The following is a 23929-nucleotide window of genomic DNA, read 5'->3' on the forward strand; positions in this document are numbered from 1 at the left end:
TGCTCGGCCGGTTCGTCGTCGGGTGCGGCACTCATGACGGCCCCCACGGGGCTGAGTCTCGTCTCCTCGGCCGGCGTGACCACCGGATACAGCGATGCCGCCGCCCGGACGAACGGGCGACGGCAACGGCATTGACCTCAGGAGGCGGGGATCACTCCCACTCGATGGTCCCCGGCGGCTTGCTCGTCACGTCGAGCACCACACGGTTGACCTCGGCGACCTCGTTGGTGATGCGGGTCGAGATCTTCGCCAGCGTCTCGTACGGCAGACGCGACCAGTCGGCCGTCATGGCGTCCTCGGAGGAGACCGGGCGCAGCACGATCGGGTGGCCGTAGGTGCGGCCGTCGCCCTGGACGCCGACGCTGCGGACGTCCGCGAGCAGAACCACGGGGCACTGCCAGATGTCGCGGTCCAGGCCGGCGGCGGTCAGCTCCTCACGGGCGATGGCGTCGGCCTCGCGCAGCAGGTCGAGTCGCTCCTTGGTGACGTCACCGACGATGCGGATCCCGAGGCCGGGGCCGGGGAAGGGCTGCCGCTGGACGATCTCCTCAGGCAGACCGAGCTCCTGTCCGACCATCCGCACCTCGTCCTTGAACAACTGGCGCAGCGGCTCGACGAGCTGGAACTCGATGTCGTCGGGGAGGCCGCCCACGTTGTGGTGGGACTTGATGTTGGCGGTGCCGGTGCCACCGCCGGACTCGACGACGTCCGGGTAGAGGGTGCCCTGGACGAGGAAGGCGACCTCGGGGCCGTCCTCCTGGAGGATCTCCAGCTGGGCCTGCTCGAAGACGCGGATGAACTCGCGGCCGATGATCTTCCGCTTCTGCTCCGGGTCGGACACACCGGCCAGGGCGTCGAGGAAGCGCTTCTCCGCGTCGACGACCTTCAGCTTCGCGCCGGTGGCGGCGACGAAGTCCTTCTCGACCTGCTCGGTCTCGCCCTTGCGCATCAGACCGTGGTCGACGTACACGCAGGTGAGCTGGGAGCCGATGGCCTTCTGCACGAGGGCCGCGGCGACCGCGGAGTCCACGCCGCCGGAGAGGCCGCAGATGGCGCGCTTGTCGCCGACCTGCTCGCGGATCAGGGCGATCTGCTCCTCGACGACGTTGCTGGTCGTCCAGGTCGGCTCGATGCCCGCGCCGCGGTAGAGGAAGTGCTCCAGGACCTGCTGGCCGAAGGTCGAGTGCATGACCTCCGGGTGGTACTGGACGCCGTAGAGCTTCTTCTCGTCGTTCTCGAAGGCGGCGACCGGGACGACGTCCGTGGACGCGGTCACGGTGAAGCCCTCGGGGGCGGCGGAGCAGGCGTCGCCGTGCGACATCCATACCGGCTGCTCGGTGGGCGTGCCCTCGAAGAGGGTGGAGCCTGCCTTGGAGACGGCGAGTGAGGTGCGGCCGTACTCGCGGGCGCCGTTGTCGTCGACCGTGCCGCCGAGGGTGGTGGCCATCAGCTGGAAGCCGTAGCACATGCCGAACACCGGGACACCGGCCTCGAACAGCGCGCGGTCGATGCTGGGCGCGCCCTCCGCGTACACCGAGGAGGGGCCGCCGGACAGGATGATCGCCCGGGGGTTCCTGGCCAGCATCTCGGCCACCGGCATGGTGGACGGGACGATCTCGCTGTAGACCCGGGCCTCACGGACACGGCGGGCGATGAGCTGGGCGTACTGGGCGCCGAAGTCGACAACCAGGACGACGTCGGTCGCGGTGTCGGGGGCGGCGGGGGGTGCTGCTGGCACTGGGGCGGCCTTCCGGCGGTGGAGAGGGGTCGGTCCTCCCAATTCTACCGGCCGTGGAACATCGCCCTGCCGGGCTCCCGTCTCACCATCCGGGCCCTGCGTGGACCCGGCCCGCGGCGGGGTCCATACTTGCCCCATGCGTCAGCACACGATCTTCGTCTTTACCTATGGCACCCGGCCCGCCGGCTGCCATGGTCGTGCTGCTTGAGCAACTGACAAGCAACTTCTCCAGGCGCCCCGGGCTCACAGGCCCGGGGCGTTCTGGCATTCCGGGCCTGTCGCTCCGGGGGCCTCAGCCCACCGGGAGTCACAGATGACCAGCACCGCACCCACCAGGACGGCCGCCGAGCGGACCGGCGCCCACACCGACGAGGCCGCGTCCCTGATCGGGGGCGCCCGGACGCGCATCGACGCGCTGGACGACCGGATCATCGGCCTCGTCCAGGAACGGATGGCCGTCTCGGCGGTCATCCAGGAGGCGAGGATCACGTCCGGGGGGCGCCGGGTGAACCTCTCCCGCGAGATGGACGTCCTCAGCCACTACAGCGACGCCCTGGGGAAGCCGGGCACGGCCCTCGCCATGACGCTGCTGGAGCTGTGCCGCGGCCGGGTGTGAGGTACGGGAAGCGGCCGGGTGTGACGTACGGGGAGCGGCCGGGTGGTACGGCCGCACCCGCGTTCGGGCCCGGTCTCACCCGTACGGCGCGTGACCGGGTCCCGGACGGCTTCGTTGGTCCCGGTGTCCGCGCCAGCCAGGGGCGGCAACGGTGGGAATCCACGCGTGGCTCTGCCGGAACGTGTGACGTACCGCAGGTACGTCGTGGGACCACGGCCCGGCGTGTGTGACCGGTCGGCAGGGGACAGCTTCCCGGTCACCCGTGTGCGGCCGGCCCCGGGGACGCCCGGGACCGGCCGCCACTCGGGCGTCATGACGACGGCCCTCGGCCCCCGCCAGGCGCGGCGCCGGCCATGCCCGCGACCGCCCCCGCGGACGCGAGGAAGCCTCCTGTCGCCGTCGCCCCGGAGCGGGTGGACCCGCACCGTCCGTGCCGGCGGCGCAGCCCGGGGTGGACGCGTCTCCCGTGCTTCTCCGCGCACTGTCCCGCGCACCGGGTGTGTGTCCGGGGTGTCACCGCCGGTGCCGGTGGTGCTGCTGTGAATCGGCGCGGTTCCGCCGGCGCGGCGGTACGTGGAGTCCCGCCGGGCAGAGGCGTGGACCGGGTGCGGCCCGAGGGTGTGGCCAGCGCCACATAAAGATCCCGTGAGGCCGGATACAACCGTTTCCGCACTTCACAGGTCATGCATGGCGAACACCACGGCTCGTTCCGTACCCCACAACGGCAGGCCCGTTCACCCCTTTCAGGCGTACCGCAACCCGCGCGGTACACGGACCCGCTGAGGCCCCAGATGAAGCTCCGCCGCACCCTGGCACTCGCTGCCGCCACCGCCGTCATAGGCCCGGTCGTCCTGCTCTCGGCTCCGGCCGCGTTCGCGGAGACCGAGGACACGACGACCGAGACGGCCTCGCCCTCGACCACCGAGACGCCGAGCGAGACGCCGTCCGCCACGCCGACGTCCGAGAACACCGAGTCAGCTTCGCCGTCCGCGACGCCGGAGGCCACGGAGTCGACCGAGGGCACCACGCCGGAGACCACCTCCCCGGCCCCCACCGAAACCGAGTCGGAGACGCCGTCCGCGACGCCGACGCCCACCGCTTCGGAGACCGAGGAGGAGGGCGAGGACGAGGGCGAGGAGCTCGGCGAGTGCAAGCCGCGCCCGCTGGAACTCGCCATCAACGGCCTCTCCGGCAAGATCGTCCGGGGCAGCGGCTGGGACCGGTTCACCTTCAACATCTACAACGACTCGGACAAGACCGTGAAGAACGTGGCGTTCTTCGCGGGCGCCGCCGCCGACGCGGCCGGCGCGCAGCTCTTCACCACCAAGCAGGTCCAGCTCCAGGCCCTCAACGAGGCTGACGGCACGTGGGAGGACGTGGAGGACTTCGGCACCTCGTCCGGCTACGTCGGTGAGACCGACCAGATCAAGCCCGGCTACGAGGTCGACATCGACCTGCGCCTCAAGGTGGCGGCGAGTGCCCCGGTGGGCGCCGGCTTCAGCCTCGGCGGCGGGCTCGTCTTCGGCGAGGACGTCGAGACCGCCCCGTGCTTCCAGGACGTGGCCTACAAGTTCCAGATCGTCGACGCCGGTGGCGACGACGGCGCGAAGCCCCAGGAGGGTGGCAAGGTCCCCGTCCCCGGCAAGAAGCCGGCCGCCGACACCGCCAAGGTGACCGGCAGCCTCGCCGAGACGGGTTCGTCCTCCAGCACTCCGGTGATCGCCCTCGCGGGCGGCGCTGCCGTGGTGCTGGGTGCCGGCGCGATGTTCATCGTGCGGCGCCGCAAGAACGGTGACGCCGCCGCGTAGGGCGCGTCACCGGGAGGTACGTGAAGGGGCTGCACTCGGAGGGGGGTGCAGCCCCTTGGCGTTCCCGTGTTCACGCCTCCTCGGCGGCCGTCTTCGGGGGCACCACCGGGATCCCCAGGAACGGCAGCTTCAGCGCGCCGAAGGCCTCCTTGGGCACGGCAGGGGCCTGCGGCTCGACCGCTGCGAGCCGTTCGTAGGCCGCGTCCTGCGCCGGGCGCGGGTCTGCCTGGCCCTTGTTGGGCCAGAAGGACATCGCCCGCTCCGCCTGCGCGGTGATGGTCAGCGACGGGTTGACCCCGAGGTTGGCGGACACCGCGGACCCGTCGACCACGGAGATGCCGGGGTGCCCGTACAGCCGGTGGTACGGGTCGATGACGCCTTCCTCCGGACTCGCCCCGATCGGGCAGCCACCGAGGAAGTGCGCGGTGAGCGGGGTGCCCATCAGCTCCCCGACGTTCGATCCGGCGAAGCCGTTGATCTCCTGGGCGAGCAGCGTCGCGCCCTGGGTGGCCTCGGCGATCTGGGTCGGGTTGGGCGCCCCGTGGCCCTGCCGGGCGGTGAGCAGGCCCTTGCCGACGCCGCCGGGCTTCCGGTACGCGGTCAGCGAGTTGTCCAGTGACTGCATGACGAGACCGATGATGGTCCGCTCCGACCAGCGCCGGTTGGACAGCGAGCGCATCATGAGCAAGGGGTGCTTGGCCACGTTGCCGAACCATCCCAGCACCCGGTGGGTGCTGTAGGGCACCTGGAGGATGGTCAGTGCGCCCATCGCGTTGGAGCCCTTGCCGTAACGCACCGGCTCGATGTGGGTGTTGTCGTCGGGGTGGATCGACGAGGTGATGGCGACACCCCGGGTGAAGTCGGCCTTGGCGGTGCCGTGCTTCTTGCGGTAGCGGCGGTCGCTGGTCTGTGCGCCCACCAGGCCCTCGGAGTTGGTGCGGGTCAGCTCACCGAGCCGGGAGGAGAGCCGGGGCAGCAGCCCTTCGTCCTTCATCGTGTGCAGCAGGGTCTGGGTGCCGTACGTGCCCGCGGCGATGACCACCTCGCGGGCCCGCAGCACGGTCGGCGCCGCCTTGCGGCGCCGGTTCGTGGGCACGGTGGACACCCGGTATCCGCCGTCCGGGCCCTCCGTCACCGCGACGACGGACGTCATGGGATGGATGACGGCGCCGGCCTTCTCCGCGAGGTACAGGTAGTTCTCGTTGAGGGTGTTCTTCGCGCCGTGCCGGCAGCCCGTCATGCATTCGCCGCACTCGGAGCAGGCCTTGCGGGCGGGGCCCGCGCCGCCGAAGTAGGGGTCTGCCGCCTCCCCGCCGGGCTTCGTGCGTGTCGTGCCGTCGGCGTCCCGGCCGTCACCGAAGAAGACGCCGACGGGGGCGAGATGGAAGGTGTCGCCGACGCCCATGGTCTCCGCCACGGCCTTGAGGTGGACGTCCGCCGGGGTCACGGTCGGGTTGAGCCGCACCCCCAGCATCCGCTTCGCCTGGTCGTAGTACGGCGCCAGCTCGGCCTTCCAGTCGGTGATGCCGGCCCACTGGCGGTCCTCGAAGAACGGCGCGGGCGGCACGTACAGCGTGTTGGCGTAGTTGAGGGAGCCGCCGCCGACGCCCGCGCCGGCCAGCACCATCACCTTGCCCAGCAGATGCACACGCTGGATGCCGAACAGGCCGAGCGCCGGGGCCCACAGGTAGTTCCTGATGTCCCAGGAGCTCTTGGGCAGTGTCGCGCGCGTGAAGCGGCGGCCCGCCTCCAGGACACCGACCCGGTACCCCTTCTCGCTCAGTCTCAGGGCCGAGACCGCGCCGCCGAAGCCCGAGCCGACGACGAGCACGTCGTAGTCGTACGCGTCGTCGGCCGCCGCCGGGCCGGCCTGGTTCTGGGCATGGCTGTCCTGGGACATGGCTCTCCTCGGTACGGAAAGGGCGGGTAGGGGGTCGCTGAGGTGGTCAGCGCAGCCGGAAGGCCTTCATCGCCTTGAGACTGCGGCTCATGAACGCGGCGTACTTCTCGTCGTCCATGCCGAAGGCCGGCGCGAGGGGCAACAGCCGCTGCTGTGCGACCGTCTGGGCCTCGGTGTACTTCAGGATGCCCTCGGAGCCGTGCCGCCGGCCGAGACCGGAGTCCTTCATGCCGCCCATGGGTGACTGGACGCTGCCGTACGCGGGTGCGTACCCCTCGTTGATGTTGACCGTGCCGGACCGCAGCCGCGCGGCGACGCGGTGGCCGCGCCCGGCGTTCTTCGTCCAGACACTGGAGTTGAGGCCGTACGGGGTGGCGTTGGCGAGGTCGACGGCCTCGTCGTCGTCACTGAAGCGGTAGACGGAGACGACCGGCCCGAAGGTCTCCTCGCCGCACACCGCCATGGGCGCCTCGACACCGTCGAGGATCGTCGGTTCGTAGAAGAGCGGGCCGATGTCGGGGCGTGCGACGCCACCCGCGACCAGGGTCGCGCCCTTCTCGACGGCTTCGGCCACGTGCCGGCTGACGGTCTCCAGCTGCCGCTCACCGACGAGGGAGCCCATGTCCGCGCCGTACGCGAGGGAGTTGCCGAGCCTCATGGCCCTGGTACGGGCGGCGAAGCGCTCGACGAAGTCGTCGGCGACCGACTCGTGGACGTACAGCCGCTCGATGGAGATGCAGAGCTGTCCCGCGGAGGAGAAGCAGGCGCGGACGGCACCCGCGGCGGCCTTCTCCACGTCGGCGTCCTCCAGGACGAGCATGGCGTTCTTGCCGCCGAGTTCGAGGGACACGCCGACGAGCCGTGCCGCGGCGCCCTGGGCGACCTCACGTCCCGTACGGGTGGAGCCGGTGAAGGAGACGTAGTCGGCGCGGCTGACGACCGCGGGGCCGACGACGGGTCCCTCGCCCAGGACGACCTGGAAGACCTCGGCGGGCAGGCCGGCCTCGATCAGGAGGTCACGGGCCCACAGCGCGGTCAGCGCGGTCTCCGTGTCGGGCTTCATCACGACGGCGTTGCCGGAGACGAAGGCGGGCAGCGCGTCGCCGACGGAGAGTTCGAGCGGGTAGTTCCAGGGGGCGATCTGGCCGACGACCCCGCGCGGCTGGCGCAGTTCGGTGACCTTCGTGAGCGCCGGGACGACCCCGGTGTGGCGCTTCGGCTTGAGATAGGAGGCGGCCTTGCGCCCGTAGTGCCGGGCGGCGACGGCGACGGCCTGCACCTCCTCGTGGGCGTGCAGCCGCGCCTTGCCGGTCTCCAACTGGATGAGGTCGAGGACCTCGGACTGGCGCTGCAGGACCAGGTCGTGGAAGCGGAGCAGCACGGCGGCCCTGGCCCGGACCGGCGTGGCGGCCCACGCGGGCTGGGCCGCGCGGGCGCGGTCGAAGGCCGCCTCGACGTCCTCGGGCGTGGACTCGGGCAGGTCCGCCAGCTTCTCCCCGGTGAAGGGGCTGTGGTTGGCCGTGCGGCCGGAACCGACGACGTCACGGGTGAGCTGGGCGATCACCTCGGGTGTGACCACGTCGGCGGCGGTGCGCGCGCCCGCCGGGGCGGCGGCCACCGGATTGGTGCCGACGCGGGTGCCGGAGGCGGCGGAGGTGGTCGTGGAGGCCTGCGAGTCCGTCATGAGGGCGAGAGTATGTCCACGCGCCCACTTTGGGTACCCGTGGGTAACAGGTTTTCACAGACCCCGCCCGGGACTCCTGCAACGCCCGGCCATGCAGCCAGTGATCACTGGCTGCATAACCGCTGATCAGGGGCGATCCGCCACGGCTGGCGGGATCGGGTACGGGGAATGGTGAATCTTCAGCCGCTCGGCCGCCGCTACGGGGATCACACGTCCAGCCGTGCGGACTCAGTCCGTCCGCTCCGGCGGTTCCCAGCTCCGCAGCATCGTCTCGAAGATCGCCCGGGTCTCGGCCTGGTCCTCCTCGGGCCCGGTCATGTAGAGCGCGTACTCCGGTCCCCCCGGCTCGGCGAAGTACATCTGGTCGATGCCGTGGCGCGGGCCGGGGTGGTCCTTGGACTCGACCCAGGTGAACTCCCAGCGGGAACCGGGGCGGTCGCGGAAGACGATCTCCTCCAGCGTCAGGCGCTCGTAGTCCGGCAGGCGCACGGACAGATCGTTCTCGATGCTCTGCATGTGCGCGTACGAGTTGTCGAAGTCCGGCTGCGGATCGAGGCTGATACGGAGGCGGTGCGCACCGTTGTCCGGCGTGTAGTCGATCTGGCCGCCACCCGTCAGCCGCTCCCAGCCCTCGGGTACGGCAAGGCTGAAGCCCTCGGGTGCGGTGACCCGCTTCCAGCCGGCGGGGACCTTCTCCGAGGCGGGCTCGTCGGCCTTCTCCGTGGAGCCGTCGTCCTTCTCCGTGGAGCCGTCGGTCTTCTTCCTGACGCCGTCGGCCTGGTCGCCGGAGGCGGAGGAGACCGGGCCTGACGCGCCACCGCCCGTGTCCGTGCCGTCGCCCGTCGCGTTCATCGCGACCAGGCCCGCCGCCCCGCCGATCAGGGCGGCCACCGCGACGACCAGCAGGACGGTGCGCCACCGGCCACCGCTGCGCCGGGTGGTGGGCGCCGAAGCGTGCGGGAGCACGGGCGGCGGGGACTGCGGCCGGGACTGAGGCTGCGGGAGCCGAGCGGTGGAGCCGTCCGCTGCGGAGTGGTAGGCGCGCAGATCGTCCTCGGAGACCCGCTGCGTCGGCACGTGTGCCTGCGCGGCGCGGGGCCTGCGCCCTTCCATCGCGTCCAGGAGCATGCGCTCCGTCTCCTCGGCCGTCGGACGGTTCGCGGGGTCCTTGCGCAGCAGCGCGGTGATCACGGGAGCCAACGCGCCGCCGTGCACCGGCGGGGGCGGCTCCTCCGTGACGACGGCCTGCATGGTGGAGATGGGAGAGGTCCGGCGGAAGGGCGAAATCCCCTCGACCGCCGTGTACAGCGTGGCGCCCAGCGACCAGAGGTCGGACGCGGGGCCCGGGTCACCACCACGCACCCGCTCGGGTGCCAGATAGTCGATGGAGCCCACCAGTTCACCGGTCCTGGTGATGGTGGAGTCACCCTCGATGGCGGCGATCCCGAAATCGGTCAGCAGGACCTGTCCGTCCCGGGCGAGCAGGACGTTGCCCGGCTTGACGTCCCGGTGCAGGACGCCGGCACCGTGGGCGGCCCGCAAAGCGCTCAGCACATGGAGCCCGATCCTGGCCGCCTCGCGCGGCTCGACCTCGCCCGACTCCTTCGTCGCGTCGGCGAGCGAGGGGCCGTCGACGTACTGCATGACGATCCAGGGGCGGTCGTCGTACTCGATGACGTCGTGCACGGTGACGACTCCCGGATGCGTGATCCGTGCCGCGGCGCGCGCCTCCTTCTGCGTGCGGGCGTGCAGCACGGCCCGGTCCGCCTCGGCCACGTACAGTCCGGCCGTCAACTCCTTGACGGCGACCGTCCGGTGCAGCACCTCGTCCTGAGCACGCCACACCTTGCCCATGCCACCGCGGCCGAGGACGTCACCCAGGCGGTAACGCCCGGCCAGTACGATTCCCGCGCCCGTTCCCTGTGCATGTTCCACGTGTGTCCTCGCCCCGTTCCTTGGAACGACAGGTTACGGACGGGAAGCGGTGCCACGGAACCTCGCATCGCTCACGAGACCGCACTGTGATGCTTGTCGCGCTCCGCCGACGCGCCGTCAGGAACCGAAGCGGTACGAGGAGATGGCCTGCTCGTAGATGTCGGAGACCTCGTCCCGCTCGTTCTCCGGGCCCATGACCTGGACGATGTGGTACCTGCCGTCCACGATCTTGACCTGGTTACGCACGTACACCTGACGGCCGCCGCTCTCCTGCCAGGTGAACTGCCCCTCTGCCGTGGCCTGTCCTCCGACGTCGACGCGTCGCAGCCCGGTGGAGGTGGCCCAGCTGGACTCCCGGAAGGGCTGAAGCTCGGGTTCCGCCGTCCGCTGATAGTCCAGCGGGTCACTGCCGTTGGCCTTGACGGTGTCCCGGCCGGGCACGATGAGCACGCTGAACCCGTCGCTGCCGTAACGGACCTGACGGTCGGCGTTGGCCGGACTGCGCTGCCAGTCCTCCGGCACACCGATCTCGAAGCCTTCGGCGTCCTTGCGCAGCTTGTAGCCCGGGGCGAGGTCGGCTGCGGAGCGGCTGGTCTGCGGCTTCTCCGCGCCGGAGGAGCCCGACGGCCCCGCGGACTGCGGCGGGCGGGAACGCGGACTGCTGCCGGGGTCCGGGTCCACGGGTGCGGCGGAGCCCGAGGGCGCCGCCCCCGCCCCCGCACCGCTCCCCTGCCCGGGCATGAACAGCATGGCGTAGGCGACGGCGGCCGCCATCGCGAGCAGGATCAGCACCAGCAGCAGCCGTCCGAGCCGCCGCGGTGTCCGGCCTCCGGGCTGCGGATCGCGCAGCACCTTGGGGCCCTTGGGTTCGCGGGGGGCCCGGGGAGCGCGGGGCGGCTTCTCGTAGGCCGGCGCACTCCCGTGCGTCTGCTGCCGCTCGTACGGCTGATGCCTCTCGGGGCGCGAGGCCTTCCCCTGACGGTGCCGGCCGTGAGCCGCGCCGCCACGACCCCAGCGGCGGCGCACCAGCTCGCCCCGGCGGCGCACGACCGGGAGGCGGGTGGCGTCCACGGGCGGCATCGTGACGATGTCGGCGCCGGCCTCCGGCTCGGGGGCCGAGCGCACGAGGGAACGCAGCCAGCCCCGCAGTTCCTCGAAGTCGGGCCGCTCGGTGGGGTCCTGACGCAACAGCGATTCGACGACGGGCCGCAGCGGGCCGCACTCCTCCGCGAAGGCCGGCGGCTCACCGCAGACCATCTGGACGAGCTCGGCGGCGTTCTCCTCCGGATAGGGGGCGTGGCCCTGCACCGCGCGGTAGAGCAGTGCGCCGAGTGCCCACAGGTCGGTGGAGGGGCCGATGGGCGGGGCGAGCTGCCAGTTGTCGTGGACCGGCCCGGCCTGCTCGGGCGCCCACCGCTCGGTGACCGCGCCGACCACGGCGATACGGGCCTGGCGGGCGCGCTCGGCGGCGAGGGGCGTCGCCGGGCCCCGGTAGGCGGGGGTGGTGCCCCTTTCGGCGACGACCTCGTCCCAGCCTCCGGCGGCCGCTCGGGCGGCCACAGGCTGCGGCAGCCGGTCCTTGTGCTCGGCGGGCCCGCTGCCGAGGCGCCGGGAGTCGGCGCGCAGGGCGTCCTCGCCGGAACCGCCGCGCCCTCCGGAACCACCCGCGGGCACCGGCCGGCCGGCGCCGGGCCCGTCGCCCCAGGTGCCGGCGAGGTGCACACGCCGGGGTGGCCTGGGAGCGCCAGGGTCCTCGTCGTCGTCCTCGTCGTCCTCGTCGTCATACGGGTAGGGGTCGTCGGCCGCCCGGCCCCAGGCGCCGGTCAGCTGCGGCCGTCCGGGGACGGCTGCCGTCGTGGCGCGTTCGCCCAGCCCCTCCCGCTCGTCCCGCACGTCGTGCTGGTCCAGCTCGTCCGAAACATCCCGCGCGTCCCGCTCGTCCGCGTCGGGACCGCCCTCGGGAACGTGGTCCTCACGATTCCGGTCCTCGTGGTTCCGGTCCTCGTCGGCGCGGGCCGCCGCGGCGCGGGCCCCGGCCCGGTACGCCGCGATGGCCCCGGCGCGGGCGGCACGCAACTGCGCCGCGCTTCCTGCCCCGGGCTGCGCCCCGGGCAGGGCAGGGGGTGCCGGGGACGCCGGAGGCGCGACCTCGATCTCGGCACGGGCGCCGGAGTCCGGCCCACCGTCGGTGGCCACCCGGGGGACGGGCAGGGACTCCGGAGCGGAGAGAGGGTCGGCCCCGGCGGGAGCGGCGTCCAACTCGTACGACACCGGGGGCTCGTACACGCCGGACTCCACGGCCCGGGGTGCGTACGGGCCCGAGGGACCGGGCTGGGCCGTGAGCGGCTCGTACGCACCGGGCTCGACCGCCGGCGGCTCGTAGGGGCCGGTGGGGCCCGATTCGACCGCCGGAGGACCGTAGGCGTCCTCCTCGTCGTCGGGCCGCGGCACCGGGACGTATCCGCACAGCGCCTCCTCGGCCGCGCCGGCCGCGAGTCCCGTGAGCACCACGCGGCCGTCGTCGCAGACCAGCACCGTGCGGACCGTGATGTTGCGGTGCGTCCAGCCGTGCGCGTGCAGCACCCGCAGCGCCGTGAGCACGTCGGAGCCGATCTCGGCGGCCCGGTAGGGGTTGAGGGGCCGCTCCGCGAGAAGTGCGGCAAGCGGCCGGGCGGCGACCAGCTCGCTCACTATCCAGAGTGATCCCGCCTCGGCGAACACGTCGAAGACCTGGTCCAGGCGCGGATGGTCGGGCACCTGCGCCGCCGCCTGCGCCGCCTCGATCGCCCGCCGGACCGCGGGGTCGGTGGGACGCCGCACCGTACGCCCGGTGGCGCGCCCGGCCGAGGGCAGTCCCTCGGCGTCGAGTACCTCGGCGTCCACCACCTCCGGCAGCGGGACCTGCCGGACCAGGACTTCCTGCCCGCTGTACGTGTCGAAGGCCCGGGTCTCCGCCAGTTCGTACGCATCGGACGGAGGCAGCGGAAGGCGATAGCGGTCGGCAAGCACCCGACCCGCGTAGTCGTCCACGACGCCTCCCCAGAGCGCGCTGTCCCCGGTCACCGAGGCCGCATCATTCCGTCAATTGCGTTCACTTGCTGTGCAATTGACCCACCGTTGCGGCTCCGTACGGTCTTCGGTCTCTCACAATACGTGGCAAGTCCCGGCCGCGCGGCCGGGTCACGGCAACCCGGCCGCCCGTTCGCCCGCCCGGACGGGTCAGTCGGTCGGCTCGAACGTGGCGTACGCCGTCTCACGCAGCGTCCTGCACTCCTCGTCGTCCCAGGCGTCCGCCTTGCAGCTGATCATGATCGAGTAACCGTGCGTGGCGTCGGCCTTGAAGCCCCGGTTGAGGACCCGGACCCGCATGCCGTTCTGGTTGCGGGTGAACTCCCAGTCGGCGACGGTCGGGTAGCCGTTGTACTCGACCTTCTTTATCCCGATGTGCTTGTAGCCGTTGCTGAAGCTCTTGGTCCCCGCGACCGCCGCCGCCCAGGCGGCTGCCGCGTCGTCCTTCGGGGAGGAGTTGTAGTCGATCTGGATGCGCGGGAAACCGCCGTCGACGTTGTAGATGGCGCCGGAGCTCTGTCCCGCTATTTTGTAGAACCGGAAGGTGTCGGGCATCGCCACGGAGAAGTGGAACTGCTTGTTCGTGACCGTCTTGTACCCGGTGGGCAGCGCGTCCGGGTCGGGGGTCGGATCGTCGCTCTTCGTGGGCGGCGAAGCGTCACCGGACGCCTCACCCTTGCCCTCTCCCTGGCTGTCCTTGCCGTCGCCCCGCGTACCGCTGTCCTCGTCCTTGCCGGCGCCTCCGCCGGTGGCCGCGTCGCCACCGCCCGTCGCACCGGAAGACGCGGCGGTGTCGCCCTTGGAGCCGCCTTCGTTGCCCGCGCCGTCGTCACCGAGCGTGATCGCGAGGACCGTACCGAGGACGGCGAGCACGACGACACCGGCGATGACCGCCAGAGTGCGGCGCGGCACGACATCCGTGATCGACGCACGGGTCCCGGCCGGGCGGCCGGGCGGCCTGCCGGGGCCGGACACCGATGCCGTGGCGGCCGGGGTGCCCGGGGCGTGCGAGGGCTCCGGGGGAACAGCAGCCGCCGCCGGAGACTTCGCGTTGCGTACGGACTTCAGCGCGCCGCGCAGACGGTCCCGGGTGCCCTCGGCGATCGCGGACACGCCGGCCGAGGCGGTCGCCGAGGAGGAGCCGGGAGCCCCGCCCGCGGGGGCGGACCCGCCGGTGGCGGGGCTCCCGGAGCCTGCGGCGTCCCCTGATCCGCCTCCCGCACCTGCCGGGCCGGACACGGCGGCTGCGGCCGCCGCGCCCGCGGCGGCCTTCCTGCCACCGCCCCTTGGGTCGTTCCTGCCGCTTCTGCCGCCCCTGTCACTCTTGTTGCTCTTGTTGCTCTGGGGGTCGCCGATCGTGGGCAGCGCCATGACCTGGGTGGAGTCGGCCGGCGGCACGGCAGGCTTCTCCGGAGCGTTGATCACCGCGTTGAGCAGGACACGCGCCCCGGCGTCGTCCAGCCTCTGGTCGGGATCCCTCGCCAGCAGGCCGTAGATGACCTCCTCCAGAGGGCCCGCGTTCACCGGCTGCTCGACCGGCTCCGTCATCACCGCTGTCAGCGTGGCGATGGCGGAGCCCTTGTCGTACGGCGGCCGGCCCTCGACGCTCGCGTACAGCAGCCCGCCGAGCGACCACAGGTCGGCGGGCGGTCCCGGCTTGTGACCGCGTGCACGCTCGGGCGAGATGTAGGAGGGGGCGCCGACGAGCATGCCCGTGGAGGTGACGGAGGGGTCGCCCTCGACCTGGGCGATCCCGAAGTCGGTGAGAACGACCCGGCCGTCCTCGGAGATCAGTACGTTGGACGGCTTCACGTCGCGGTGCAGGATGCCCTCGCGGTGCGCCGAGCGCAGGACGTCGAGGATGGCGAGGCCGACCTCTGCCGCACGCCTCGGCGTCAGCGTCCCGTCCTCACGGATCACCTCGGCGAGGGACTTGCCCTCGATGAGTTCCATGACGATCCACGGCCGGTCGTCCTCGTCGACCACGTCGTAGACCGTCACCGCGCTGGTGTTGCGGATCCTGGCGATCGCCTTCGCCTCACGCAGGGTGCGCGTGATGAGGCGTCGCTTCTCGTCGTCGTCAATGGCCGACGGGAAGCGCAGTTCCTTGACCGCGACCGTGCGCCCCAGCGTCTCGTCGACAGCACGCCAGACCGTGCCCATGCCGCCCCGGCCGAGCACCTCCCCGAGACGGTACCGCCCCGCGAGGAGACGTCCGTCCTTGTCCCCTTGGGGCTCCCGCGACTGCTCCGCCTCCGACATGCGTCCCCTCTGCGATCAACCCGCCCTGGCAGAGCGTTCATTGTCCCTCACCCCGGGACCGGTCGTGGTGCCGGGTCCGGGGTCGGCCGTGATGAGGCCGGAGCAAGGAACCCCTGCCACGCCGGTATTCAGGGCGCTGCCCGCCGCCCCGCCGGTGCTGACTCCACTCGCCCTGGGAAGCGCGAGGGTGCCAAGCGAACCACACCTGACGACCGCATCGCCCTACCTCCCCCGGTTCGTCGTCCCGGGCCGCGCCCCGTGGCCGCCCTTCCGGCACTCCGCGACGCCCCCTGCGGGTGCGCAGACACGGGACTCCACGCGCCCGGCACGGGGACGGGCGTAAGGCGGAGGACCCGTCAGGCACGTCCCGGAGCGGGCCTGGCGAGGGCGACGTTCCGCCCGCCGGCCCGGGCCCGCTCCCGGGCGTCGACGAGCCGTTCAGAGGGGCCCGATGTCGGGTGCCCCCAGCCGTGCCGCGTCCGCCGTCAGGTCGTCCGGCTGCCGCTGGGACTCCCGCTCCGCCTCCACACGCTTGCGGTAGTGCTCCACCTCGCGTTCGACCTGCCCCGTGTCCCAGCCGAGCACCGGCGCCATCAGGTCCGCGCATTCACGGGCACAGCGGGTGCCCCGGTCGAAGGTCTCGATGGAGATGCGGGTACGCCGCGTCAGGACGTCGTCGAGGTGCCGGGCGCCCTCGTGCGAGGCGGCGTAGACGACTTCGGCCCGCAGGTAGTCCTCGGCGCCCGCCAGCGGCTGGCCCAGCGAGGAGTCGGCCTCGACGAGCTCCAGCAGTTCCTCGGCCATGGAGCCGTACCGGTTCAGCAGGTGTTCCACGCGGACGACGTGAAGACCGGTGCGGGCGGCGATCCTCGCGCGGGCGTTCCAGAGGGCGCGGTAGCCCTCGGCGCCCAGCAGCGGGACGTCCTCCGTGACGCAGTCCGCCACCCTCTTGTCCAGGCCGTGCACGGCCTCGTCGACGGCGTCCTTCGCCATCACCCGGTACGTCGTGTACTTGCCGCCCGCCACGACGACGAGTCCGGGGGCGGGGTGGGCGACGGTGTGCTCGCGCGAGAGCTTGCTGGTGGCGTCGGACTCGCCCGCCAGCAGGGGGCGCAGTCCGGCGTAGACACCCTCGACGTCGTCCCTGCCCAGCGGGGTGTTCAGCACCGAGTTCACCCGTTCGAGCAGGTAGTCGATGTCGGCGCTCGACGCGGCCGGGTGGGCCTTGTCGAGATCCCAGTCGGTGTCGGTCGTGCCGATGATCCAGTGCCGCCCCCACGGGATCACGAAGAGCACGGACTTCTCGGTGCGCAGGATGAGCCCGGTCGTCGAGTGGATGCGGTCCTTGGGGACGACGAGGTGGATGCCCTTCGACGCCCGGACGTGGAACTGTCCGCGCTCGCCGATCAGCGCCTGGGTGTCGTCCGTCCACACCCCGGTCGCGTTGACCACCTGCTTGGCCCTGACCTCGTACTCCTCGCCGCCCTCGACGTCCTGCACCCGGGCGCCGACAACCCGCTCCCCCTCCCGCAGGAAGCCGGTCACCCGCGCCCTGTTGGCCACGTGCGCGCCGTACCCCGCGGCCGTGCGCACCAGGGTCGCCACGTAGCGCGCGTCGTCCATCTGGGCGTCGTAGTACTGCAGGGCTCCGACCAGGGCGTCCTTCTTGAGTGCGGGGGCGACCCGCAGGGCGTGGCGCCGGGAGAGGTGCCGGTGCACGGGCAGCCCTCGGCCGTGGCCCGAGGACACCGACATCGCGTCGTACAACGCGACGCCCGAACCCGCGTACAGCCGCTCCCAGCCCTTGTGCTGCAACGGGTAGAGGAACGGGACGGGTTTCACCAGGTGCGGAGCCAGCCGCTCCAGCAGCAGCCCGCGCTCCTTCAGCGCCTCCCGTACGAGCGCGAAGTCCAGCATCTCCAGATAGCGCAGCCCTCCGTGGATCAGCTTGCTCGACCTGCTGGACGTGCCGGACGCCCAGTCGCGAGCCTCGACCAGCCCGGTCGAGAGTCCTCTGGTGGCCGCGTCCAGCACGGTCCCGGCGCCGACCACGCCCGCTCCCACGACCAGCACGTCCAGTTCGCGCTCGGCCATCGCGGTCAGCGCTTCGGCGCGCTCCGCGGGTCCCAGTGTCGCTGTCCTCACTGCTGCCTCCCGGTAGTCCCGGTGCGTCGGGGGTCGTACGGCACGGGAGCAGGTACCGGCCCGGGGGCCGGGCGCCCGTGCCACCCCTCGATTCTGTCCGCGCTCCCCGACTTCAGCCACCGCCTGTGGACAACACCCGCCCCACACGCGTCACAGAATGCGACATATAGGTCATATTTAAGCCTAGTCTGACATTGCGCTGTCCACAGCAGTTGCACTTTCTGTCCCTTGGCCTTAGGGAAAGGACGGCCCACATGCCCGCAGACCTCGCCGTCATCGGACTCGGTCACCTCGGCCTGCCTCTCGCCCAAGCAGCCGTCGGCGTGGGAATCCACACCGTCGGCTACGACACCGACCCACGCCCCTTCGCCGAACTCTCCGCGGGCCGTACGCCGGTCGAGGGATCCCTGAGCGCCTCCGACATCCGCCGGATGGTCTCGGGCGGCTTCCGGCCCACCGCCGACCCGGCCGAACTGGGCCGCGTACGCACCGCCGCCATCTGCGCCCCCACCCCTCTCGGGCCGGATCGCACCCTCGACCTCGGCGCCGTGACCGACGCGGCCCGGGCACTCGCCGCCCGGCTGCGGCCGCACACCACGGTCCTGGTGGAGTCGGCCGTACCGCCGGGCACCACCGAGAACGTCGTACGCCCCCTGCTGGAGGAGGGTTCCGGGCTGCGCGCCGGACGCGACTTCCATCTGGCACACTCCCCCGGCCGGCTCGACCCGGGCAACCGCACCCATGTGTACGGCAACACCCCGAAGGTCATCGGCGGCCTCACGCCCGCGTGCACCGAATCGGCCGCCGCCTTCTACGGGCGGCTCACCGACAAGGTCGTCCGGGCCCGCGGGCCGCGCGAGGCGGAGATGACGAAGGTCCTCGAAACCAACTTCCGGCACGTCAACATCGCCCTGGTCAACGAGATGGCGGTGCTCTGCCACGACCTCGGCGTCGATCTCTGGGACGTCATCAGGTGCGCCGAGACCAAACCGTTCGGCTTCGAACCGTTCCGCCCCGGCCCCGGTGTCGGCGGCCACGGTGCCCCGGTGGACCCCGGCTACTTCCCCTACAACAGCCGTACGCCCGGGCACCCGTTGCGCATGGTCTCTCTGGCCAAGGAGATCAACGACCGGATGCCGAGCTATGTGATCCAGCGCTGCGCGACCCTCCTGAACGAGCACGGCAAGTCGGTCCGGGGGGCCAGGGTCCTGCTGCTCGGCGTCACCTACAAGCCGGACCTCGCGGACCAGGAGGCCTCTCCCGCCCGCGAGATCGCGACCCGGCTGATGGACATGGGTGCCCAGATCGGCTACCACGACCCCCACGTCCTGGACTGGCGGGTACGCGACCTGCCCGTACCGCGTGCCGACTCGCTCTACGAGGCCGCCGCCGGAGCCGATCTGACGGTGCTGCTCCAGCACCACCGCACGTACGACCTCCAGGGCCTCGCGGTGAAGGCCCAACTGCTCCTGGACACCCGCGGAGCCACCCCGGCGGGTGCCGCCCACCGGCTCTGACGCACCCCGGGTCGGGCCCGCCGGAATTCCCGGTGGGCCGTGTCGGCGCGGGCTGCTAGCCTGCGGCGTCACTTCTCGCACGCGCGTGCGCACCGTCCCAGGGGGAACACCCAGATGAGCCAGCCCGTACAGCCACCGAACCCGCCGCAGCAGCCCTACGGCGGCGGCCAGCCGGCCGACGGCAACCCGTACGCGGGCCAGCAGCCCACGCCCGGCAACCCCTACGCCGACCAGCAGCCCGGCACCCCGACGGGCAACCCGTTCGCGGGTCAGCAGCCCGGGCAGTTCGGCGGCGGCGCACCGTTCGCGCCCCCGCAGTCCCGAGGCGGCTCCGGCATCGGCCTCGGCGTGCTGGCCGCGCTCGGCACGGCGATCGTCGCGGCGATCCTGTACGGCGTCCTCGCGGGGTCCATCGAGCGTGAGGTCGGGTACGCGGCCGTCGGCGTCGGCTTCCTGATCGGTTTCGCAGCAAGCAAGGTCGGCGGCGCGAACCCCGCCGTCCTCGGCGCCAGCGTCGTGTTCTCCCTGGTCGCCGTCTTCTTCGGCCAGCTCATCGGCATGGCCATGCTGGTCGCGGAGGCAAACGGAGTCGGCTTCTCCGAGGTGTTCTTCGACCACTTCGGCGACCTCGTCGATGCCTGGAAGGAACTGTCCGACTTCATGACGTACCTCTTCCTCCTCCTCGGTCCGGTCGCGGCGTTCGGTGGTGCCAGGAAGGCCGGCTGACACCTCGCACACGCAGGACGGCCCGGACCATTCCCCTGGTCCGGGCCGTCCTGCGTACGACGTCCCGCGTACGACGCGGAAGATCAGCGGCGGTGCTGCGAGTCCGCCACCGTCACCTCGACGCGCTGGAACTCCTTGAGGTCGCTGTAGCCCGTGGTGGCCATCGCCCGGCGCAGCGCGCCGAAGATGTTCATGGAGCCGTCGGGGCTGTGCGAGGGACCCGTCAGGACCTCCTCGGTCGTGCCGACGGATCCCAGGTCGACCAGCTTGCCGCGCGGCACGTCCTCGTGGACGGCCTCCATGCCCCAGTGCCGGCCGCGGCCGGGCGCGTCCGTGGCACGGGCCAGCGGAGAGCCCATCATCACGGCGTCCGCGCCGCAGGCGACGGCCTTCGGGATGTCGCCGGACCAGCCGACGCCGCCGTCCGCGATGACGTGCACGTACCGGCCGCCGGACTCGTCCATGTAGTCGCGGCGGGCCCCGGCCACGTCGGCGACCGCGGTCGCCATGGGGACCTGGATACCGAAGACGTTGCGCGTGGTGTGCGCGGCGCCCCCGCCGAAGCCGACGAGGACACCGGCCGCGCCGGTGCGCATCAGGTGCAGGGCCGCGGTGTACGTGGCACAGCCGCCGACGATGACCGGGACGTCCAGCTCGTAGATGAACTGCTTCAGGTTGAGCGGTTCGGCCGCGCTGGAGACGTGCTCGGCGGAGACCGTCGTACCGCGGATGACGAAGATGTCCACGCCCGCGTCGACGACGGCCTTGGAGAACTGCGCGGTGCGCTGCGGCGACAGTGCGGCGGCGGTGACGACGCCGGAGTCGCGCACCTCCTTGATGCGCTGCCCGATCAGCTCCTCCTGGATGGGAGCGGAGTAGATCTCCTGGAGCCGCGGAGTGGCGGCCTCGACCGGCATCTCGGCGATCTCGTCGAGGAGCGCCTGCGGGTCGGCGTGCCGGGTCCAGAGCCCCTCGAGGTTGAGGACACCGAGGCCGCCGAGCTCGCCGATGCGGATGGCGGTCTGCGGGGAGACCACCGAGTCCATGGGCGCGGCCAGGAACGGCAGCTCGAAACGGTAGGCGTCGATCTGCCAGGCGATCGAGACCTCCTTCGGGTCGCGGGTGCGTCGGCTCGGCACGACGGCGATGTCGTCGAACGCGTATGCCCTGCGGCCGCGCTTGCCGCGCCCGATCTCGATCTCAGTCACGATGGTGTGGCCTTTCCTCTACGTCTGCGCTGACCAGTATCCCCGACGCACACGTGAGGGGCGGTCCCGGGAACACCGGTCCGCCCCTCACCTGCGCTGATGCCTTACTTCCTGCTGTAGTTCGGTGCTTCGACCGTCATCTGGATGTCGTGCGGGTGACTCTCCTTGAGACCCGCCGAGGTGATCCGGACGAAGCGGCCCTTGCTCTCCATCTCGTCGACGGTCGCGGCGCCGACGTAGCCCATGGTCTGGCGGAGGCCGCCGACCAGCTGGTGGAGGACGTTGGCCAGCGGGCCGCGGTAGGGCACCTGCCCCTCGATGCCCTCCGGTACGAGCTTGTCGTCCGAGGCCACCTCGGCCTGGAAGTAGCGGTCCTTGGAGTACGACCGCCCCTGTCCTCGGGACTGCATGGCACCCAGCGAACCCATGCCTCGGTACGACTTGAACTGCTTGCCGTTGATGAACATCAGCTCACCCGGGGACTCCTCACAGCCCGCCAGGAGGCTGCCCAGCATCACGCTGTCCGCACCGGCGGACAGGGCCTTGCCGATGTCGCCGGAGTACTGGAGGCCGCCGTCGCCGATCACGGGGACACCCGCGGCGCGGGCGGCGAGCGCCGCCTCGTAGATCGCTGTGACCTGGGGAACCCCGATGCCGGCGACCACTCGGGTGGTACAGATCGAGCCGGGTCCGACGCCGACCTTCACGCCGTCGACACCGGCGTCGATCAGCGCCTGGGCGCCGTCGCGGGTGGCGACGTTGCCGCCGATGACGTCGATGGCGACGCTCGACTTGATCTTCGCCATCCAGTCGAGGGCGTTGCTGTTGTGTCCGTGGGAGGTGTCGACGATCAGGAAGTCGACCCCCGCGGACGCGAGCGCCTGGGCACGGTCCAGCGCCTCGGGGCTGGCACCGACGGCCGCGCCGACCAGCAGGCGGCCTTCGGCGTCCTTGGCTGCGTTCGGGTACTGCTCGGCCTTCTTGAAGTCCTTGACCGTGATCAGGCCCTTGAGGACTCCCGCGTCGTCGACCAGCGGCAGCTTCTCGATCTTGTGGCGGCGCAGCAGCTCCATGGCCTCGACGCCGGAGATGCCGACCCGCCCGGTGACGAGCGGCATCGGCGTCATGACCTCGCGCACCTGGCGCGTCCGGTCCGACTCGAAGGCCATGTCACGGTTGGTCACGATGCCGAGGAGCTTCCCCGCGGGGTCGGTGACCGGCACTCCGCTGATGCGGAACTTCGCGCAGAGCGCGTCCGCCTCGCCGAGAGTGGCGTCGGGGTGCACGGTGATCGGGTCGGTGACCATCCCCGACTCGGACCGCTTGACCAGGTCGACCTGGTTCACCTGGTCCTCGATCGAGAGGTTGCGGTGCAGCACGCCGACGCCGCCCTGACGGGCCATGGCGATGGCCATCCGGGCTTCGGTCACCTTGTCCATCGCTGCCGACAACAGGGGGATGTTCACCCGTACGTTGCGTGAGATGAGGGACGAGGTGTCGACCGCGTTGGGCAGTACCTCCGACGCGCCCGGCAGCAGCAGCACGTCGTCGTATGTCAGCCCGAGCGTTGCGAATTTCTCAGGCACTCCGTCGACGTATGCAGTCATGACACCTTCCCCAAATGGTCTTGATCGGTGCGGATGTCCATGCTAACGGGCTCACGGGGTGTCTCATTCCACGATCAAGATCACCTAGCGGTTCTGTGGCTTCCTCCGCACAGCGGGAGCCTCCGGAGCCGTTCGCTACTGGCCCGCGAGGGCCCTCAGTCTGCTCAGCGCACGGTGCTGGGCGACCCGTACCGCGCCGGGAGACATTCCGAGCATCTGCCCGGTCTCCTCGGCGGTCAGCCCGACCGCGACCCGCAGGACCAGCAGCTCGCGCTGGTTCTCCGGCAGATTGGCGAGGAGCTTCTTCGCCCAGGCCGCATCGCTGCTGAGCAGGGCCCGCTCCTCGGGGCCCAGCGAGTCGTCGGGCCGCTCCGGCATCTCGTCGGAGGGCACGGCCGTCGAACCGGGGTGCCGCATCGCGGCGCGCTGGAGGTCGGCGACCTTGTGGCCGGCGATGGCGAAGACGAAGGCTTCGAAGGGCCGGCCGGTGTCCTTGTACCTGGGCAGTGCCATCAGCACCGCGACGCAGACCTCCTGCGCGAGGTCCTCCACGAAGTGACGGGCATCACCGGGGAGCCTGCTCAGCCGGGATCTGCAGTAGCGCAGGGCGAGGGGGTGGACGTGGGCCAGCAGGTCGTGCGTGGCCTGCGCGTCACCGTCGACGGCACGGTGCACCAGAGCACCGATCACCGTCGTCCCGTCCTCGCGCATCGGACCATGGTGCCTTGACGGCGTCCGATCCGAGGCATCGCGTCCGGAGTTGTGCACCGAAGCGTTATCGGAGGGCGCACCGGCGCCGCCTGGTCCGTCGGTGCGGGCGGTGGGTTCGTCGGCCTGTGCGTCGTCGGTGCTGCGAGCACGTGCTCCAGTGTTCTGAGCGGGTGCGCCGGATGTCATGTCCTGCGCCCTCCCCTTCCGCTCGACCGAATGTCCCCGGAGGAACTCCACACCCCAAGGATGCGTCATCGGCCGGGAAGCGTCACATAGCGCTGGTGGGGAGGGCCCGGCCGCAGGTCCGCCGCACCGGTGCCCCGTCCGCCGGCGTGCGGACGGGATCGCACGGCTACCGGCCGCGCCACGGCATCAGCGGACCAGACCCCAGCGGAACCCGAGCGCGACGGCGTGCGCGCGGTCCGAGGCACCGAGCTTCTTGAACAACCGCCGGGCGTGCGTCTTCACCGTGTCCTCGGAGAGGAACAGCTCGCGCCCGATCTCCGCGTTGGACCGGCCGTGGCTCATGCCTTCGAGCACCTGGATCTCCCGCGCGGTGAGGGTCGGCGCCGCACCCATCTCGGCGGACCGCAGCCGGCGCGGGGCGAGCCGCCACGTCGGGTCGGCGAGCGCCTGGGTCACGGTCGCCCGCAGCTCGGCGCGCGAGGCGTCCTTGTGCAGATAGCCGCGGGCGCCGGCGGCGACCGCGAGCGCGACGCCGTCCAGGTCCTCGGCGACGGTCAGCATGATGATCCTGGCGCCGGGGTCGGCCGAGAGCAGCCGCCGGACCGTCTCCACACCCCCCAGGCCGGGCATCCGTACGTCCATCAGAATCAGATCCGAACGATCGGCCCCCCAGCGGCGGAGGACTTCCTCGCCGTTGGCCGCCGTCGTCACGCGCTCGACGCCGGGCACGGTCGCAACCGCGCGGCGAAGCGCTTCTCGGGCAAGCGGGGAGTCGTCGCAGACGAGGACAGATGTCATGTCCGCCCTCCGCAGCTGA

The 23929-nt window shown here is 71.7% G+C and carries 15 protein-coding genes; 4 read left to right on the forward strand and 11 right to left on the reverse strand.

Features of this window, described 5'->3' with window-relative positions; all coding sequences use genetic code 11:
* Window positions 1–151: 151 nt before the first annotated feature.
* Window positions 152–1738 (reverse strand): glutamine-hydrolyzing GMP synthase, encoded by a 1587-nt coding sequence (gene guaA, locus ABZ441_RS15625; RefSeq protein ID WP_358973348.1) that lies wholly within the window; start codon window positions 1736–1738, stop codon window positions 152–154.
* A 313-nt stretch (window positions 1739–2051) separates the two neighbouring features.
* Between guaA and ABZ441_RS15630 the strand changes: the two genes are divergently transcribed.
* Both ABZ441_RS15630 and ABZ441_RS15635 read left to right on the forward strand, forming a co-directional pair.
* Window positions 2052–2354, forward strand: coding sequence for a chorismate mutase (locus tag ABZ441_RS15630; protein ID WP_358973352.1), 303 nt, complete (start codon window positions 2052–2054; stop codon window positions 2352–2354).
* 791 nt (window positions 2355–3145) lie between these two features.
* Window positions 3146–4162: an LAETG motif-containing sortase-dependent surface protein gene (locus ABZ441_RS15635; RefSeq protein WP_358973355.1), complete on the forward strand. Its 1017-nt coding sequence runs from the start codon at window positions 3146–3148 to the stop codon at window positions 4160–4162.
* 70 nt (window positions 4163–4232) lie between these two features.
* Here ABZ441_RS15635 and ABZ441_RS15640 read toward each other — a convergent pair whose 3' ends face one another.
* The 6 genes from ABZ441_RS15640 to ABZ441_RS15665 form a co-directional block, all read right to left on the reverse strand.
* Window positions 4233–6062, reverse strand: coding sequence for a GMC family oxidoreductase (locus tag ABZ441_RS15640; RefSeq protein ID WP_358973358.1), 1830 nt, complete (start codon window positions 6060–6062; stop codon window positions 4233–4235).
* Between the two features lie 46 nt (window positions 6063–6108).
* The gene (locus ABZ441_RS15645; protein ID WP_358973361.1) at window positions 6109–7746 is read right to left on the reverse strand and encodes a succinic semialdehyde dehydrogenase; all 1638 of its coding nucleotides are present in this window, start codon (window positions 7744–7746) and stop codon (window positions 6109–6111) included.
* Between the two features lie 228 nt (window positions 7747–7974).
* Complete coding sequence (locus ABZ441_RS15650) at window positions 7975–9681, reverse strand: serine/threonine-protein kinase (protein WP_358973365.1); 1707 nt, start codon at window positions 9679–9681, stop codon at window positions 7975–7977.
* Between the two features lie 117 nt (window positions 9682–9798).
* Window positions 9799–12711 carry a protein kinase gene (locus ABZ441_RS15655; protein WP_358973601.1) on the reverse strand — a complete coding sequence of 971 codons (2913 nt, stop codon included), beginning with the start codon at window positions 12709–12711 and terminating at the stop codon, window positions 9799–9801.
* Window positions 12712–12900: 189 nt separating this feature from the next.
* A complete protein-coding gene (locus ABZ441_RS15660; RefSeq protein ID WP_358973368.1) occupies window positions 12901–15012 on the reverse strand; it encodes a serine/threonine-protein kinase in 2112 nt (703 codons plus the stop codon).
* 438 nt (window positions 15013–15450) lie between these two features.
* Window positions 15451–17157, reverse strand: a complete 1707-nt coding sequence (locus ABZ441_RS15665) for a glycerol-3-phosphate dehydrogenase/oxidase (RefSeq protein ID WP_358973371.1) — start codon at window positions 17155–17157, stop codon at window positions 15451–15453.
* 254 nt (window positions 17158–17411) lie between these two features.
* Here ABZ441_RS15665 and ABZ441_RS15670 point away from each other — a divergent pair, with 254 nt between their 5' ends.
* Entirely contained in the window at window positions 17412–18674 is a 1263-nt protein-coding gene (locus tag ABZ441_RS15670; protein WP_358973374.1) for a nucleotide sugar dehydrogenase, read from the forward strand.
* A gap of 114 nt (window positions 18675–18788) precedes the next feature.
* On the forward strand, window positions 18789–19400 hold the full coding sequence (locus ABZ441_RS15675; RefSeq protein ID WP_358973377.1) for a hypothetical protein: 612 nt from the start codon (window positions 18789–18791) through the stop codon (window positions 19398–19400).
* An 83-nt stretch (window positions 19401–19483) separates the two neighbouring features.
* Here ABZ441_RS15675 and ABZ441_RS15680 read toward each other — a convergent pair whose 3' ends face one another.
* The 4 genes from ABZ441_RS15680 to ABZ441_RS15695 form a co-directional block, all read right to left on the reverse strand.
* Window positions 19484–20608: a GuaB3 family IMP dehydrogenase-related protein gene (locus ABZ441_RS15680; RefSeq protein WP_358973380.1), complete on the reverse strand. Its 1125-nt coding sequence runs from the start codon at window positions 20606–20608 to the stop codon at window positions 19484–19486.
* A 104-nt stretch (window positions 20609–20712) separates the two neighbouring features.
* Window positions 20713–22215 (reverse strand): IMP dehydrogenase, encoded by a 1503-nt coding sequence (gene guaB, locus ABZ441_RS15685; protein WP_358973383.1) that lies wholly within the window; start codon window positions 22213–22215, stop codon window positions 20713–20715.
* A gap of 135 nt (window positions 22216–22350) precedes the next feature.
* Entirely contained in the window at window positions 22351–22926 is a 576-nt protein-coding gene (locus tag ABZ441_RS15690; RefSeq protein WP_103514145.1) for a sigma-70 family RNA polymerase sigma factor, read from the reverse strand.
* A gap of 372 nt (window positions 22927–23298) precedes the next feature.
* On the reverse strand, window positions 23299–23910 hold the full coding sequence (locus ABZ441_RS15695; protein ID WP_003948568.1) for a response regulator transcription factor: 612 nt from the start codon (window positions 23908–23910) through the stop codon (window positions 23299–23301).
* Window positions 23911–23929: the final 19 nt, after the last annotated feature.

The sequence above is a fragment of the Streptomyces sp. NPDC005752 genome (assembly GCF_040630715.1).
Lineage (GTDB): Bacteria > Actinomycetota > Actinomycetes > Streptomycetales > Streptomycetaceae > Streptomyces.

What these genes read in the sequence shown, in the direction of transcription:
- ABZ441_RS15630 (WP_358973352.1), top strand. Translation starts at nt 2,052, where the DNA reads ATGACCAGCACCGCACCCACCAGGACGGCCGCCGAGCGGACCGGCGCC.
- ABZ441_RS15635 (WP_358973355.1), top strand. Translation starts at nt 3,146, where the DNA reads ATGAAGCTCCGCCGCACCCTGGCACTCGCTGCCGCCACCGCCGTCATA.
- ABZ441_RS15640 (WP_358973358.1), bottom strand. Translation starts at nt 6,062, where the DNA reads ATGTCCCAGGACAGCCATGCCCAGAACCAGGCCGGCCCGGCGGCGGCC.
- ABZ441_RS15645 (WP_358973361.1), bottom strand. Translation starts at nt 7,746, where the DNA reads ATGACGGACTCGCAGGCCTCCACGACCACCTCCGCCGCCTCCGGCACC.
- ABZ441_RS15660 (WP_358973368.1), bottom strand. Translation starts at nt 15,012, where the DNA reads ATGTCGGAGGCGGAGCAGTCGCGGGAGCCCCAAGGGGACAAGGACGGA.
- ABZ441_RS15670 (WP_358973374.1), top strand. Translation starts at nt 17,412, where the DNA reads ATGCCCGCAGACCTCGCCGTCATCGGACTCGGTCACCTCGGCCTGCCT.
- ABZ441_RS15675 (WP_358973377.1), top strand. Translation starts at nt 18,789, where the DNA reads ATGAGCCAGCCCGTACAGCCACCGAACCCGCCGCAGCAGCCCTACGGC.
- guaB (WP_358973383.1), bottom strand. Translation starts at nt 22,215, where the DNA reads ATGACTGCATACGTCGACGGAGTGCCTGAGAAATTCGCAACGCTCGGG.
- ABZ441_RS15690 (WP_103514145.1), bottom strand. Translation starts at nt 22,926, where the DNA reads ATGCGCGAGGACGGGACGACGGTGATCGGTGCTCTGGTGCACCGTGCC.
- ABZ441_RS15695 (WP_003948568.1), bottom strand. Translation starts at nt 23,910, where the DNA reads ATGACATCTGTCCTCGTCTGCGACGACTCCCCGCTTGCCCGAGAAGCG.